Consider the following 13,988-nt stretch of genomic DNA (forward strand, 5'->3'; position numbering starts at 1 on the left):
GGTGCCTTCAAATATAGACCGGTTTGAGGTGCGAGGCGTGCTGGGCAGCGGTACCCAGGGTGCCGTCTATCAGGCTTACGATCCGCGCCTTGAGCGGCTGGTGGCGATCAAGACCGTGCTGGCCGATGCCCTCGGCGACGCGAGCGCTGGCGAGTGGCTGATGCGCGAGGCGCGTATCGTCGGGGGACTCAAGCATCCGAATATCGTGCCATTGTATGAAGCTGGCACCTATCCCGAAGGTGTTTACCTGATTTTCGAATACGTGGATGGCTGTTCCCTGGCCGAACGTCTGCGGGCTCCCGAGTGGAACGGAGGTGACGCGGGCGGTGTTATGCTTGATGTGCTTGCAGGCGTTGAAGCGGCGCATTTGGCCGGCATCCTCCACCGCGACATTAAACCCTCGAACGTGCTGATGGGCACGGACGGACGGGCTCGGGTCACCGATTTCGGGATTGCCATGCCGGTCTCCGCTGTGAGCGAACATAACCGCGAATGGGGTTCCTTGCCGTACCTGTCGCCGGAACAGATTACGGGTGGCCAGGTTGATGCGCGTTCGGATGTATTCACCCTGGGAGTGCTTTTTCACGAATTACTGACGGGGAAATGCGCCTTCACCGGCGATTCGCCAGCGGCGATCCGTCAGGCGATCGTGCAGCGCCGCCTGGAGGCACCGTCACGCGTGAAGGGCGGCGGTGACCCGCGCATGGATCAGATCGTGCTGCGCGCCACAGCTCCTGCCCCCGAGGATCGTTATGCCGATGCCGGAGCGTTTCGTGAGGCCTTGGCGGCACTGGGCGACGTAGGCCTGGATGCCGGCCGCGGTAATGGCCTGGATTTCATGCTTCGCAGAATCAAGCGCAAACCGGATTTTCCCGGTTTCTCTCGCGCCATCCAGGAAATCAATCGCATGTCTGCCGAGGCGAGCAACCGCAGCGTGGGGCAGCTCGCCAACGTCGTTTTGCAGGATTACGCGACCACACAGAAACTTCTGCGTCTGGCCAATTCCTCGTATTACGGGCAGTTTGGGGGTGATATCCGCACCATCAGCCGAGCCATCATGATTCTCGGCTTCAATCAGGTCCGCATGGCGGCGCTCAGCCTGATCCTGTTTGAGAACCTAAAGCATACGGATGCCGACAAACAGCTGGTGGACGGCCTCGTAGCATCGCTGCAGAGCGCGCTGATGGCCAAGCTCGTGGCCGCCAAGAGCGGTGGAGTGGATCCTGAGCAGGCCTTTATCTGCGCCTTGATGCACGATGTCGGTCGCCTGCTAGTGATCTACTACTTTCCTGAGGAATATGGTGACATTCGGCTCGCCGCCGAGCACCGGCGCGTGTCGGAGACCAGCGCCACACGCGAAGTGCTCGGAGTCGATTACGCGCAAATCGGCAAGGCGGTGCTCAAGGAATGGAATTTCCCGTCAGCGATGATCGAAACGCTGGCGCCGTTGCCTGATGGCGTGGTGCCGAAGGCGACGGAAGAGCATGCCCGTCTGCACATCGCGTGTGTATTCGCCAATGAGCTTTCCCGCGAGCTGACGTCGAAAGACGGGGTGAATCCCGGTCGTATAGAACGTTTGGCGGGTCGTTACCATAATGCACTGGGATATACCCGCAATCAGATCAACGAACTGGTTGAGTCATCGCGGCGTGAATTGCGCGCTTTCGTCGCAGGGACGGGTATCCATCTGCCGCATTGGGCGCAGGCGGGCGTGACGCTGCCCGCCGAGACTGCGCCGGCGGGTAGCGAAGACGTTGATTTAGAGGCGCCCACCGCCTTGCAGATGAGCGACGAGCAACGTCTGGCGATCCTGCTCTCAGGCGTCAACGAGATCTCCACAACCTTGGTGGGTAGTTTTCGCTTGGCCGAGTTGTTGCAATCGATTCTCGAGACCATGTATCGCGGCGTGGGCGCAGAGCATGCGGTTCTGTTCATCATCGATGCCGGTGGGAGCCACGTCACCGCTCGGGTCACGTTGGGTGATCGTGCCGATGACGTATTCGGTCTTCGCTTGCCACGCACGGCCGACCGACGCGACGTGATCGCACTGGGATTGTCGCAAGACAAGGATATTGTGGTGCAAACCCAGCCTGGCACGCATGCGACGACTCGTTACTTGCCCGCTGAACTCGATGGTTATCTGCGCGGGGAGCGTTTTGTCGTCATGCCAGTGGTTGCTGCCGGGCGCAGCCTCGGGTTGTTTTATCTCGATTTGCCGCCGCAGGTGCATCTGGGTGAAACCGTACTGACCGCCCTCAAAACGCTGCGCAATCAGGCAGTGATGGCACTGCGTCAAGGTGGTTGAGCTGTGCGTTTCCAGGGTTTTCCTTGCGTCTGTGAGGACGGCACCGAGGCACGCGTGATCTGGTAAGCTGCGAGGCAACGGCCTTTCGGCCGATGGAATGGCAGGCATCGAGAGGACATCCGTGAAGTCAGCTTCTCACACGCGTCGGCGTCGCCTGACGCCCATTGTGCTGGTGTTCGTTTTTGGTCTGGTGGCCGGTGTATTCATTGATCGACAGTATCTGGCAGGCGTGGTGCCCGCGGCGGTCGTACCCTTGCGGGCCGTCCCCGATTTTCTGTTGATGTCACGGGCATGGAATCTGATCGATGCCCATTATGTCGATCGCGCCTCGATTAAACCCAAGGATATGACCTATGCCGCCATCAGCGGCATGGTGGATTCCCTGGGAGACACCGGCCACAGCACTTTTCTGACCCCTGATATGGTGAAGATGGCCGACTCGGTGATCAGTGGCCATTTTGCCGGGATCGGTGCTGAGGTGAGGCTTAAAGGACGGCAGGTCATTATCGTGACACCGCTCGATGGCACTCCTGCGCAGCGTGCACATCTGCGCCCTGGCGACATCATCCTCAAGGTCGACGGCAAGGACGTCACCGGCCAGCCTCTGGGTGAGGTGGTCGATCATATCCGCGGGCCGGTAGGAACCGAGGTTGTGCTCGAACTGATGGACCCGACGACCGGCAAAACGCGCACGGTCACCCTGGTGCGCGCCAAGATCCCAATTCATACCGTCAGCTGGCACATGCTCCCGGGTACTGCGGTTGCGGATGTGCGCATTTCCAGTTTCAGCAAGGGCACTGCGGAGGAGTTGAGCCATGCCCTCGCCGCGGCTCGCGAAGCCGGCGCACGCGGCATTCTTCTTGATCTGCGTAACGATCCGGGTGGACTGCTCACCGAGGCGATCGACGTGGCTAGCCAGTTCGTGACGAGCGGTAATGTGATGCTCGAGCGCAACGTGCGTGGGCGTGTACGCGCGGTGCCGGTGAATCCCGACGTGCCGAAGATCCATTTGCCGGTGGTCATTCTGGTCAATGGTGGTACTGCCAGTGCGGCCGAAATCGTTGCGGGTGCACTCAAGGACGATCTGCATGCGCCACTGATTGGCGAGAAAACCTTCGGGACCGGCACGGTGCTGCAACAGTTCATGCTGCCCGATGGTGCGGCCCTGCTGCTGGCGGTCGAGGAGTGGCTTACGCCGAATGGGCATTCCTTCTGGCACAAGGGACTGGCGCCGACCGAGAAGGTTGCATTGCCGGCCAATGCATTGATGCTGCGTCCCGACGCGATGAAGGACCTCACCACCGAAGGCCTCCGTAAGTCGGACGATACCCAGTTGCTGGCCGGTTTGAAGATGCTTGAACAGCGCATGCAGAAGACAGCGCAGGAAACCGTGGCGGTACTCGGTACACATTGATCGAGTGGGCGGCTTCAAACCCGCTCGCCGCTCGTTTATAGTTGGCGCTCGATTACAAAGCCCGCTTGGAGAGACCCCGTCGTTGATGGGGCGCCGAAGGCGCAAACCGCCCGGAAACGCTCAGGCAAAAGGACACGCGGGCCGATATCGACTCTGGAGAGCGGCGGGTATCTGCCCGCCCACCGAAGGGGAGGGTCCGCCGAGGACCTGATCTCTCAGGTCCGTGGACAGAGGGGCGGCCGCCGGCAGCCATGTGGCATGCCGCTTGCCGCCTTTTGCACAGGACTCGAGCGATGACCCGACAAACAGCCCTGCACGCCGAACACCTCGCCGCCGGCGCCAAGATGGTCGATTTTGCAGGCTGGGACATGCCGCTGCATTACGGCTCGCAGCTCGACGAGCACCGCCGGGTGCGCGAAGCCGCCGGCGTCTTCGACGTCTCCCACATGACCGTCCTCGATCTCGCCGGGCCTGGCGCCCGCGATTTTCTGCGTCATCTGCTGGCCAACGACGTCGACCGCTTGAAGCAACGCGGCAAGGCCCTGTACAGCTGCATGCTGCGCGAGGACGGCGGTGTGATCGACGACCTGATCACCTACTACCTCGACGACGGGCGTTACCGTACCGTGGTCAACGCGGCCACGCGCGATAAGGATCTCGCCTGGATTCGCAAGCAGGCCGAGGGCTTCGAACTCGATATTGCCGTGCGCGACGATCTATCGATGTTGGCCGTGCAGGGGGCGCGGGCCCGCGAACTGGCCGCCGGTGTGCTCGGCGGCGAGGATGGCGCGGGTGCGCTCGATCTGGGCGTGTTTCACGCCGCCGAACTGGGTGAGCGTTTTGTGGCGCGCACCGGCTACACCGGCGAAGACGGCTTCGAGATCATGCTGCCCAACGAGCAGGCTGCGTCCTTCTGGCGCGCGCTGTTGGCGGCCGGCGTGGCGCCCATCGGCCTCGGTGCGCGCGACACCCTGCGCCTCGAGGCCGGGATGAATCTCTATGGCACCGACATGGACGAGTCCATCAGTCCGCTGGAATGCGGTCTGGCCTGGACCGTGGCCTGGGAGCCAGCCGAACGCGATTTCATCGGCCGCGAAGCGCTCGAGCGCCAGCGAACGGCGGGCGGGCTGCGCCGTTTCGTCGGCCTGGTGCTGGAGGAGCGCGGCGTGCTACGTGGTCACCAGCCGGTGATCGTCGAGGGCATCGGCGAGGGTGAGACCACCAGCGGCACCTTCTCGCCGACCCTGGGCGTCGCCATCGCGCTGGCGCGCGTGCCGGCGGGTACGGGGGAGCGCTGCGAGGTCGAAATCCGCGGCAAGCACCTCCCGGCGCGCGTCGTCAGGCCGCCTTTCGTGCGCCACGGCCGCAGCTGCCTCGACGGGCAATAAGACGACGTATCAGATTGGCAACCTTCATTCAGGACTATTTCGGGAGACATGCACCATGAGCCAGCAGACGGCGGATCTTAAATTCACCCAAAGCCACGAGTGGGTGCGCGACAACGGCGACGGCACCTGCACCTTGGGCATCACCGAACATGCCCAGGAGCTGTTGGGCGATCTGGTGTTCGTCGAGGCGCCGGAGGCGGGGCGCAGGGTCGCGGCCGGTGATGCCTGTGCGGTGGTGGAATCCGTCAAGGCCGCATCGGACGTGTATGCGCCCTTGGCCGGCGAGATCCTGTCGGGCAACGAGGCGCTGGCCGACAGTCCAGAACTGATCAATCAGGAACCCTACGGCGACGGCTGGATCTTCAAGTTCCGACCGGACTCCATGGAGGCCCTGGGGGAGCTGATGGACGCTGCCGCCTACGACGCCTTTGTGGAAGCCGAGGGCTGAGGCCCGCCGAGGACGACGACCCCATGCCGTTTATCCCGCATACCGAGACCGACGTCCGCGAAATGCTCGCGGCCATCGGCGTTGACCGCACCGAAGACCTGTTCGACGAGATTCCCGCACGACTGCGCGCGGGCGAACTCGAGGGCGTGCCGCCCGCGCTCAGCGAGATGGAAACCCTGCGCCTGATGCGCGAACGGGCCGCTCAGGATGGCGCCCTGCTCAATTTCATCGGTGCCGGCGCCTACGAGCACCATATTCCCGCGGCCGTCTGGGAGATCGCGACCCGCGGCGAGTTCTACAGCGCCTATACGCCATACCAGGCGGAGGCCTCGCAGGGCACGCTGCAGCTGATCTACGAATACCAGTCCATGATGACCGGGCTGACCGGGATGGAGGTGTCCAATGCCTCCCTGTACGACGGCGCCTCCGCACTCGCCGAGGCCGTGCTCATGGCGGTGCGGCTCAACCGCCGCGCCAAGACCCGTCGCGTGCTGGTGCCGCGCAGCCTGAACCCGGCCTGGCGTGCCACCGCGCACAATATCGTGCACAACCAGGGTATCGAACTCGTCGACCTGCCTTATGACGCGGCGACCGGCCGTGTCGATCCGGCCGTGCTCGCCGACTACGAGGAGGAGGGCGCGGTCACCGCCCTGGTGGTGCCGCAACCCAACTTCTTCGGCGTGCTGGAAGAAGTCGATACGTTGAGCGACTGGGCGGCGCGGCACGGCGTTATCCTGATCGCGGCGGTGAACCCGTTGACGCTTGCGCTGCTCAAGCCGCCGGGCGAATGGGGCGAGACCGGCGTCGACATCGTGGTCGGCGACGGGCAGCCGCTGGGCGCGCCGCTGTCCTTCGGCGGTCCGTACTACGGTTTCATGTGCGCCCGGAAACAGCATGTCCGGCAGATGCCCGGACGTATCGTCGGCCGGGCGATCGACGCCGACGGCAAGCCCGGTTTCGTGCTGACCCTGCAGGCGCGCGAACAGCACATCCGGCGCTCCAAGGCGACCTCCAATATCTGCACCAATCAGGGTCTGGTGGTGACCGCATCGACGATCCACATGGCGATTCTGGGCCCCGAGGGCCTGGCGCGTGTGGCAAGTGCGAGCTACGCCAATACCCACACCCTGATCGAGCGGGCGGCAACGTTCGGCGTCCGTCCAGCATTCACCGGCGACTGTTTCCACGAAGTGGCGCTGCGCTTGCCCCGCAGGGCGGGTGCCGTACTCGAGGCGATGGCCGCCGACGGCATTCTGGGCGGTTACGACCTGGGGCGCATCTCTCCCGAACTGGACGATGCGATCCTGGTTTGCGCTACGGAAACCAAGACATCCGACGATCTCGAACTTTATATCGAAAGCCTCCGGCGAGCCCTCGCAGCCTGACCACCGAAAGGAGATATCCCATGGCCACGATCACCCTGCAAGGCAATACGATTCATACCCACGGCGAGCTGCCGGCAGTCGGCGGCAAGGCGCCCGATTTCCGGCTCGTCGATGCCGATCTGAACAATGTCGAACTGTCGACCTACGCCGGCAAGAAGAAGCTGCTCAACATCGTGCCCAGCCTCGACACGCCGACCTGCGCGACCTCCACACGCAAGTTCAACGAATTTGCCAGGGACCGCAGCGACGTGGTCATGCTGGTCATCTCGGCCGATCTGCCCTTCGCGCAGAAGCGTTTCTGCGGCGACGAGGGTCTGGCCAACGTGATCCCTCTGTCGTTGATGCGCAGCCGCGCCTTCGCCAAGGACTACGGTGTGCTGATCGAGGACGGTCCCCTGGCCGGCATCACCGCGCGTGCGGTGGTCGTGCTCGACGAGAACGACCGCGTGGTCTACACCGAACTCGTCTCCGAGATCGCCGACGAGCCGGATTACGACGCTGCACTGGCGGCGCTGGCCTGAGCGGCTGCCCCGCCCCGGGCGGGGCAGCGTCAATTTCACGAGAGCGCAATCCATGCTGATCTTCGAACACGCACGCCATGGTCGGCGTGCCGCCGCCCAGGCCCCGCTGACGGAGCATTCCGCCGACGCCCTGCCCGAGCGCTTCCGCCGCCGCAGCGCCACCGGCCTGCCCGAGGTTTCCGAACTGCAGGCGGTAAGGCACTACACCCGGCTGTCGCAAAAGAACTTTTCCATCGACACGCATTTCTACCCGCTGGGTTCGTGCACGATGAAATACAACCCGCGCGGTTCCAATGCGGCGGCAATGCTGGACGGGTTCCTGGGTCTGCACCCGCATACCCCCGACGCCCATGCGCAGGGCATGCTGGGCTGTTTGTTCGAACTGCAGGAGATGCTCAAGTCGGTGACCGGCATGCGTGGCGTCTCGCTGACGCCGATGGCGGGTGCGCAGGGCGAGTTCGCCGGTGTGGCGATGATCCGGGCCTATCACGATGCGCGCGGCGACAGCGCGCGCAGCGAAATCCTGGTGCCCGATGCGGCGCACGGCACCAACCCGGCCACCGCAACGATGTGCGGCTATGCGGTTCGGGAGATTCCCACCAGCGACGACGGCGATGTCGACATGCAGGCCCTGCGCGAGGCGGTCGGGCCGCAGACCGCGGGCATCATGTTGACCAACCCCTCCACGCTGGGGGTGTTCGAGCGTCATATCCACGAGATTGCCGGGATCGTTCACGAGGCGGGCGGCCTGCTCTACTACGACGGCGCCAACCTCAACGCGATTCTGGGCAAGGTGCGTCCCGGCGACATGGGTTTCGACGTCATCCACATGAATCTGCACAAGACCTTCTCCACCCCGCACGGCGGCGGCGGTCCGGGAGCGGGCGCGGTCGGCGTCGGCGAACGTCTGCTGCCGTTCATGCCGGTGCCGGTGGTGGCGCGCGAAGAAGGGCGCTACCGCCTGCTGCTCGAAGCGGACATGCCGCAGAGCATCGGTCGCCTGTCCGCCTTCATGGGCAACGTCGGGGTGCTGCTGCGCGCTTACGCCTACATGCGCATGCTGGGGCGGGAGGGGATGCAGCGCGTCGCGGAGTTCGCGACCCTGAATGCCAACTACCTCGCCGTGCGCCTGCGCGACGCAGGGTTCACGCTCGCCTACGCGCAGCGTCGCGCCACCCACGAGTTCGTCGTTACGCTCAAGCGCGAGGCGAAGGAAACGGGGGTGACCGCGATGGACTACGCCAAGCGCCTACTGGATTACGGTTTCCACGCGCCGACCACCTACTTCCCGCTGCTGGTGCCGGAGTGTCTGCTGATCGAGCCGACCGAAACCGAGGCCAAGGAGGATCTGGACGCCTTCGTGGAAGCGATGGCCGCCATCCGGCGCGAGTCGCAGGATGAGGCGGGCATGGTCAAGGGCGCGCCGTACCGCATGCCCAACCGACGTTTCGACGAGGTGCGCGCCGCGCGCGAACTCGATCTACGCTGGCAAGCCGAGGGATAAGCTTCCCCAACCCCGATTCATCGCCCTGAAATGTTCCCCCGTTAGCGTGTGTCCTCGCGCAACGGGGGCATGCGGCTTCATGGCGGCAAGCGGTCACACGGGATTCAAGCGTATCGTCAAGGCGGCCGGGTATTCCTGGCACGGCCTGTGCTCGACCTTTCGACACGAATCGGCGTTCCGCCAGGAGCTGGCGGTGAGTGCCGTGCTTGTGCCGCTGGCGCTCTGGCTAGGCGACGATGCCGCCTCGCGCGCGCTGATGATCGGCAGTGTGTTCCTGGTGCTGATCGTCGAGCTGCTCAACTCGGCGGTCGAGGCGGCGATCGATCGTTTCGGCGGCGAACGTCACCAGCTTTCCGCGCGGGCCAAGGACATGGGGTCGGCCGCGGTGCTGGTTTCCATCCTCAACGCCGCGGTCATCTGGCTGCTTCTGCTGATCTGACGCTTCATCGCACCGTCAAGCGGGTGAGATCGCGCTGTCATCTTGCGACTCCATAGTGCCGGCAACCGGGCGGATGGAGTGGGGCCATGTCACATCTCGACTATCGCGCGATCTTCATTTCCGATATTCATCTGGGCACGCCGGACTGCCGTGCCGACTACCTTCTGGATTTTCTCCGCCACGCGCGCTGCGACACGCTGTATCTCGTCGGCGATGTCTTCGATCTCTGGGCCATGCGCCGTCAGGTGCACTGGCCGGCCAGCCACAGCGAAATCGTGCGTACCTTCTTCGAACTGGCTGCCAATGGCACCCGGGTGGTCTACACCCCCGGCAACCATGACGAATCGCTGCGCCTTTGGGCCGGAACCACGTTCAAAGGGGTTGAGATTCGTCTCGATGCCGTGCACGTGACGCTCGACGGGCGTCGGCTCAGGGTCAGTCATGGCGACGAGTTCGACGCCGCCGTGCGTTGCGGCCGCGTGGCTCAGGCGGTGGGCGACGCAGCCTACAATTTCCTGCTTTGGCTGAACCGGCTGAGCGCCCACCTGCGCGGGCGTTGGGGGCTGCCCTACTGGTCGCTGTCGGCCTGGATCAAGGGCCGGGTAGGCGGGGCCCGTCGTTACGTACAGCGTTTCATGAGTGCGGCCGCGCACGAGGCCGGACGGGGTGAGTTCGACGGCTATGTCTGCGGGCACATTCACGTCGCCGGCATCGAGCACGTGGACGGTGTGCTGTATTGCAACGACGGCGACTGGGTGGAGCATTGCACGGCTCTGGTCGAGAGCCGCGACGGGCGGCTGCAGCTCATTCACTGGGCCGACCACAAGCGGGTCGAGCGCGAACATGCGGGCAACGAAGTCGTGGATGCCGGGAGTCCGTTGCCGGTGCCCGAGCTGGCGCCTCAGTGGGCCAGACAGCTGTCCAGGTGATCGGCCAGGTTGTGCATCAGTGTGAAATAAAGTTTCTCGCCGGGTTTTAGATCAGCACCCAGCGGGTCGAGCACCCCGACCCGCACCTCGGTGCCCGCCGTGACCGTACGGATAAGCGGCGAGGCGAATTCAGGCTCCCGGAACAGGCAGCGCACCCCATATTGGCGCATCGCGGCGCGTGCCGCTACGACCCTGCGCGCGCCTGGTGGCAACGAGGGCTCCAGGGTCAGCGCGCCGATCGCGTGCAATCCGTAGCGCGCGTCGAAATAGGCGTAGGCATCGTGGAACACCATGAAGGGGACGTTTCTCACCGGCGCTAGCTGCTGTGCGAGATTACGATCCAGGCGTTCAAGCCGGAGCACGAGGGCCTGCGCATTCGCAGCATAGCGTGCGGCGTTCCCGGGTTCGGCCGCGCTCAGCACGCGCGCGATCTCGCGCACCATCGCGATGGCGTTTTGCGGGTCCAGCCAGACGTGGGGATTGACGTCGGCCATGTGCTCGGTCAAGGAGACGCCTTCCTGTGATTCCTCGGGTGCAACACCGAATCCGGCACGCACGGGCAGCAGACGTACCCCGGGCGCGGTGGACAGGGCCACGACGCGTGTCCCCCGCGGCAATTGTTTGAGTGGTCCCTGAAGGAAGGTTTCCAGCATCGGGCCGACCCAGAACACCACGCTTGCCGCATGCAGGGCCGCGATGTCCGACGGGCGCAGGCTGTAGGTATGCGGCGACGAGGCGCCAGGAACCAACAGATAGGGCTGTTCTCCGGTATCTGCCATCACGCCAGCGACCAGCGATGCTATGGGCTTGATGCTGGCGACCACGCGTGGCGCGGCCTGACTCGGGACGGCAAATGCAACTGTGCACGCAAGCAACAGATACAGGCAGGCAAGCCGGCGATACCGTGAGAAAGAAGGCATGGGCATGATTTATCTGGTTAGCGGAAAAGAGAAGTTATAATATAACAAAATCTCGTTGCGGCATCGCAAACCATGCAGACATCAGGCTCCAGTAAGGACACTCGCAAGCATCGGCTCGAGCAGGCCGAAATGCTGTGCCGCGATCGTGGCGTTCGTTTCACGCCGCTCCGGCGTCGTGTGTTCGAGCAACTCATTGCCTACGGCGCACCGGTCGGCGCCTACGAACTGCTGGCGGACCTGCGCGCGGACGGATTCGCGGATGCGCCGCCGACGGTCTATCGGGCGCTGGATTTTCTCCGTGCCCAGGGGCTGGCGCACCGCGTGCGCAGCACTAATGCCTTCGTTGCCTGCGATCATCCGGGCGACGCGCATGGCGGTCTGCTGCTGATCTGCCGCGACTGCGGCAGCAGCGTCGAAGTGGATTCGTCCACGCTCGGTGATGCCGTCCGGCAGCAGGCGGCGTTGCACGAATTCGAGCCCGCGACTCAACTGATCGAAGTCAGCGGGCGTTGCCGCAGGTGCCGCGAATGACGCCCGCAACAGGCGCTGTCGATCTCATCAAGGCTTCCGGACTTGGCGTCACGTTGGGCGGGCGGCGCATCCTGTCGGATATCGACCTGAGCCTGAGTGCTGGGGAGATCGTTACGCTGATCGGTCCCAACGGCGCCGGCAAGACCACGCTGGTCAGAACCTTGCTTGGGCTTGAGTCGCCCACGGTGGGGCGCATGATGCGAAAGGAAGGGCTACGTATCGGCTACATGCCACAGCGCGTGGCGGTCGATCCGATCCTGCCGTTGAACGTGGCCCGCTTCCTGCGCCTGGGCGCGCGCCGCCGAGGTGCGGTGCGCGCGGCGGGGGAGCGTTTGGGGCTGGTGGGCCTCCTGGATAGCCCGATCCAGGGGTTGTCGGGCGGGGAGATGCAGCGAGTGCTGCTCGCTCGGGCCTTGCTGCGAGACCCCGAATTGCTGGTTCTGGACGAGCCGGCCCAGGGCGTCGACGTGGGTCTGCAGAGCGGCTTTTATACCTTGATCCGCGAGATTCGCGACGAGTTGGGGTGCGGCGTGCTGATGGTGTCGCACGACCTGCATCTGGTAATGGCGGCGACCGATCGCGTCGTCTGCCTCAATGGACATATCTGTTGTACCGGTTTGCCCGAGGCGGTGAGCCGGGACCCGGCCTACCAGCGTCTGTTCGGCGTGGCCGATACGCGCGGCCTGGCCGTATATGCACACGTGCACGATCACACTCACGGGGCGGTGTCGGGCGAGAGTGATGAGGGAGGCCATCGTCATGCCTGACTTCATCTGGCAGGCCTTGCTCGGCGGGCTGGGCGTGGCTCTCGTTGCGGGGCCGCTGGGTTGCTTTGTCGTGTGGCGACGGCTCGCCTATTTCGGCGATACGCTGTCCCACTCCGCATTGCTCGGCGTCGCTCTGGGGTTTCTGCTGGGCGTCGATCTGCGCATCGGGATTCTCGCGGTTTGCCTGACCGCCGGACTGTTGCTCGTGGGGCTGCAGCGTCAGCGGCACCTGGCCAGCGATACGCTGCTCGGCATTATTGCGCATACCGCCTTGTCGCTCGGCATGGTGACGATCGCCTTTCTGCCGAATCTGCGCATCGATCTCATGGGTTACCTGTTCGGAGACATCCTGGCGATCGGGCATGCGGATCTGCTGACCATCGCGCTGGGCGACATGTTGGTGCTGATGGTGCTGGCCGTGTCGTGGCGTGGTCTGCTCGCGGCCACCGTGCACGAGGATCTGGCTCGTGTCGAAGGCGTCCCGGCAAACAGGTTGAATCTCGTCTTCGTCATGTTGTTGGCATTGGTGGTCGCCGTCGCGATGAAGGTCGTGGGCATGCTGCTGATTACCGCTCTGCTGATCATCCCTGCGGCCACCGCACGCCGCTTCGCTCGCTCGCCGGAGACGATGGCGGCGATGGCGGCAGCGTTCGGCGGTCTAGCCGTCGTGGGCGGGTTGTTCGGATCGCTGCGCTGGAATACACCGGCCGGCCCGTCGATCGTCGTTGCCGCAGCGGCCTTGTTCGTCATCGTCTTTCTACTGCCGAGGCGCCGGGTCGGTGAGGCGGCTGTTGCCGCACGATGATGCGAGTGAGAATAATAACGGTTCTCATTTGAGAATAATCGCGATATACTGCACCTCAGATACGGCGACGTCCCTGGAGTGAATCATGTCGGCAGGCGCGGCTCGGGAAACACGGGATTCAAGCGGGAGTTCGGAAGGCGAGTTCCCCCTGATGCTGGCTGTGGTGGGAGAACGCGTACGCGTGGTCGCGTGCAACGGTGGAGAGGCGATGGTCAAGCGACTCGCTGCCATGGGGCTCGGACTGGGAAGCGAATTGCAACTCGTACAACGCGAAGGGGCGGCGGGTGCCGTCGTCATGCAGGGGGCAAGCCGCATGGCCATCGGTCTCGGACTGCTGCACCGGATTCGGGTTGAAAAGGTTTGATGGGGGGGGTGGGCGATGGTCCTAGCGGACCTTAAAGTCGGGGAGTCAGGCCGGGTGCGGGGTTTCGCACCAACCGAGGCAGCTTACCGTCGCAAGCTGATGGCGATGGGGTTGACCTTGGGGGCGGAATTTACCGTTACCCGCCTGGCTCCGCTCGGCGATCCAGTGGAAATTCGGGTACGTGGCTCAGCCCTGACGCTACGCAGGGACGAGGCATCGGCGCTGCGCGTCGAACGTACCTGAATTTTTTTGACCGTAAATAGTAATG

General features: G+C 64.1%; 15 protein-coding genes and 1 riboswitch. Of the genes, 14 read left to right on the top strand and 1 reads right to left on the bottom strand.

Going from position 1 to position 13,988, the window contains the following annotated elements:
* Positions 1 to 37 precede the first annotated feature (37 nt).
* From BJI67_RS03680 to BJI67_RS03720, 9 genes are all read left to right on the top strand, one after another.
* Complete coding sequence (locus tag BJI67_RS03680; protein ID WP_197513290.1) at positions 38 to 2,305, top strand: serine/threonine protein kinase; 2,268 nt, start codon at positions 38 to 40, stop codon at positions 2,303 to 2,305.
* Positions 2,306 to 2,426: 121 nt separating this feature from the next.
* On the top strand, positions 2,427 to 3,719 hold the full coding sequence (locus BJI67_RS03685) for a S41 family peptidase (RefSeq protein ID WP_197513291.1): 1,293 nt from the start codon (positions 2,427 to 2,429) through the stop codon (positions 3,717 to 3,719).
* Positions 3,720 to 3,774: 55 nt separating this feature from the next.
* Positions 3,775 to 3,865, top strand: a riboswitch (glycine riboswitch).
* Positions 3,866 to 4,012: 147 nt separating this feature from the next.
* Positions 4,013 to 5,107, top strand: coding sequence for a glycine cleavage system aminomethyltransferase GcvT (gene gcvT, locus BJI67_RS03690; RefSeq protein ID WP_070071885.1), 1,095 nt, complete (start codon positions 4,013 to 4,015; stop codon positions 5,105 to 5,107).
* A 55-nt stretch (positions 5,108 to 5,162) separates the two neighbouring features.
* The gene (gcvH, locus tag BJI67_RS03695; RefSeq protein WP_070071886.1) at positions 5,163 to 5,555 is read left to right on the top strand and encodes a glycine cleavage system protein GcvH; all 393 of its coding nucleotides are present in this window, start codon (positions 5,163 to 5,165) and stop codon (positions 5,553 to 5,555) included.
* 23 nt (positions 5,556 to 5,578) lie between these two features.
* Entirely contained in the window at positions 5,579 to 6,940 is a 1,362-nt protein-coding gene (gcvPA, locus tag BJI67_RS03700; protein ID WP_070071887.1) for an aminomethyl-transferring glycine dehydrogenase subunit GcvPA, read from the top strand.
* 20 nt (positions 6,941 to 6,960) lie between these two features.
* Positions 6,961 to 7,461 (top strand): thiol peroxidase, encoded by a 501-nt coding sequence (gene tpx / locus BJI67_RS03705; RefSeq protein WP_070071888.1) that lies wholly within the window; start codon positions 6,961 to 6,963, stop codon positions 7,459 to 7,461.
* 4 nt (positions 7,462 to 7,465) lie between these two features.
* Entirely contained in the window at positions 7,466 to 8,965 is a 1,500-nt protein-coding gene (gene gcvPB, locus BJI67_RS03710) for an aminomethyl-transferring glycine dehydrogenase subunit GcvPB (protein ID WP_269449618.1), read from the top strand.
* 79 nt (positions 8,966 to 9,044) lie between these two features.
* A complete protein-coding gene (locus BJI67_RS03715; protein ID WP_070071890.1) occupies positions 9,045 to 9,404 on the top strand; it encodes a diacylglycerol kinase in 360 nt (119 codons plus the stop codon).
* Positions 9,405 to 9,490: 86 nt separating this feature from the next.
* Positions 9,491 to 10,333, top strand: coding sequence for a UDP-2,3-diacylglucosamine diphosphatase (locus BJI67_RS03720; RefSeq protein WP_070071891.1), 843 nt, complete (start codon positions 9,491 to 9,493; stop codon positions 10,331 to 10,333).
* Here BJI67_RS03720 and BJI67_RS03725 read toward each other — a convergent pair.
* Positions 10,306 to 11,259: a zinc ABC transporter substrate-binding protein gene (locus BJI67_RS03725; RefSeq protein ID WP_083250613.1), complete on the bottom strand. Its 954-nt coding sequence runs from the start codon at positions 11,257 to 11,259 to the stop codon at positions 10,306 to 10,308. The two genes, BJI67_RS03720 and BJI67_RS03725, sit on opposite strands and share 28 nt — an antisense overlap.
* A 66-nt stretch (positions 11,260 to 11,325) precedes the next feature.
* On the opposite strand from BJI67_RS03725, the gene BJI67_RS03730 reads away from it, so the two are divergent.
* From BJI67_RS03730 to BJI67_RS03750, 5 genes are all read left to right on the top strand, one after another.
* On the top strand, positions 11,326 to 11,784 hold the full coding sequence (locus tag BJI67_RS03730; protein WP_070071892.1) for a Fur family transcriptional regulator: 459 nt from the start codon (positions 11,326 to 11,328) through the stop codon (positions 11,782 to 11,784).
* The gene (locus BJI67_RS03735) at positions 11,781 to 12,551 is read left to right on the top strand and encodes an ATP-binding cassette domain-containing protein (protein ID WP_070071893.1); all 771 of its coding nucleotides are present in this window, start codon (positions 11,781 to 11,783) and stop codon (positions 12,549 to 12,551) included. Before BJI67_RS03730 ends, BJI67_RS03735 begins: the two co-directional genes overlap by 4 nt.
* Positions 12,544 to 13,356 (top strand): zinc ABC transporter permease subunit ZnuB, encoded by an 813-nt coding sequence (gene znuB / locus BJI67_RS03740; protein WP_070071894.1) that lies wholly within the window; start codon positions 12,544 to 12,546, stop codon positions 13,354 to 13,356. The genes BJI67_RS03735 and znuB overlap by 8 nt, the downstream gene beginning before the upstream one ends.
* Before the next feature lie 85 nt (positions 13,357 to 13,441).
* The gene (locus tag BJI67_RS03745) at positions 13,442 to 13,720 is read left to right on the top strand and encodes a FeoA family protein (RefSeq protein ID WP_070071895.1); all 279 of its coding nucleotides are present in this window, start codon (positions 13,442 to 13,444) and stop codon (positions 13,718 to 13,720) included.
* A 15-nt stretch (positions 13,721 to 13,735) separates the two neighbouring features.
* Positions 13,736 to 13,963 carry a FeoA family protein gene (locus BJI67_RS03750; RefSeq protein ID WP_070071896.1) on the top strand — a complete coding sequence of 76 codons (228 nt, stop codon included), beginning with the start codon at positions 13,736 to 13,738 and terminating at the stop codon, positions 13,961 to 13,963.
* Positions 13,964 to 13,988: the final 25 nt, after the last annotated feature.

Origin of the sequence: Acidihalobacter aeolianus (genome assembly GCF_001753165.1) — a bacterium.
GTDB lineage: Bacteria > Pseudomonadota > Gammaproteobacteria > DSM-5130 > Acidihalobacteraceae > Acidihalobacter > Acidihalobacter aeolianus.

Bases quoted from the DNA above. Each gene is read 5' to 3' on its own strand.
- BJI67_RS03735 (WP_070071893.1), top strand. From the start codon at position 11,781: ATGACGCCCGCAACAGGCGCTGTCGATCTCATCAAGGCTTCCGGACTT.
- BJI67_RS03725 (WP_083250613.1), bottom strand. From the start codon at position 11,259: ATGCCCATGCCTTCTTTCTCACGGTATCGCCGGCTTGCCTGCCTGTAT.
- gcvH (WP_070071886.1), top strand. From the start codon at position 5,163: ATGAGCCAGCAGACGGCGGATCTTAAATTCACCCAAAGCCACGAGTGG.
- BJI67_RS03730 (WP_070071892.1), top strand. From the start codon at position 11,326: ATGCAGACATCAGGCTCCAGTAAGGACACTCGCAAGCATCGGCTCGAG.
- gcvPA (WP_070071887.1), top strand. From the start codon at position 5,579: ATGCCGTTTATCCCGCATACCGAGACCGACGTCCGCGAAATGCTCGCG.
- BJI67_RS03715 (WP_070071890.1), top strand. From the start codon at position 9,045: ATGGCGGCAAGCGGTCACACGGGATTCAAGCGTATCGTCAAGGCGGCC.
- BJI67_RS03745 (WP_070071895.1), top strand. From the start codon at position 13,442: ATGTCGGCAGGCGCGGCTCGGGAAACACGGGATTCAAGCGGGAGTTCG.
- BJI67_RS03750 (WP_070071896.1), top strand. From the start codon at position 13,736: ATGGTCCTAGCGGACCTTAAAGTCGGGGAGTCAGGCCGGGTGCGGGGT.
- gcvT (WP_070071885.1), top strand. From the start codon at position 4,013: ATGACCCGACAAACAGCCCTGCACGCCGAACACCTCGCCGCCGGCGCC.
- tpx (WP_070071888.1), top strand. From the start codon at position 6,961: ATGGCCACGATCACCCTGCAAGGCAATACGATTCATACCCACGGCGAG.
- znuB (WP_070071894.1), top strand. From the start codon at position 12,544: ATGCCTGACTTCATCTGGCAGGCCTTGCTCGGCGGGCTGGGCGTGGCT.
- BJI67_RS03720 (WP_070071891.1), top strand. From the start codon at position 9,491: ATGTCACATCTCGACTATCGCGCGATCTTCATTTCCGATATTCATCTG.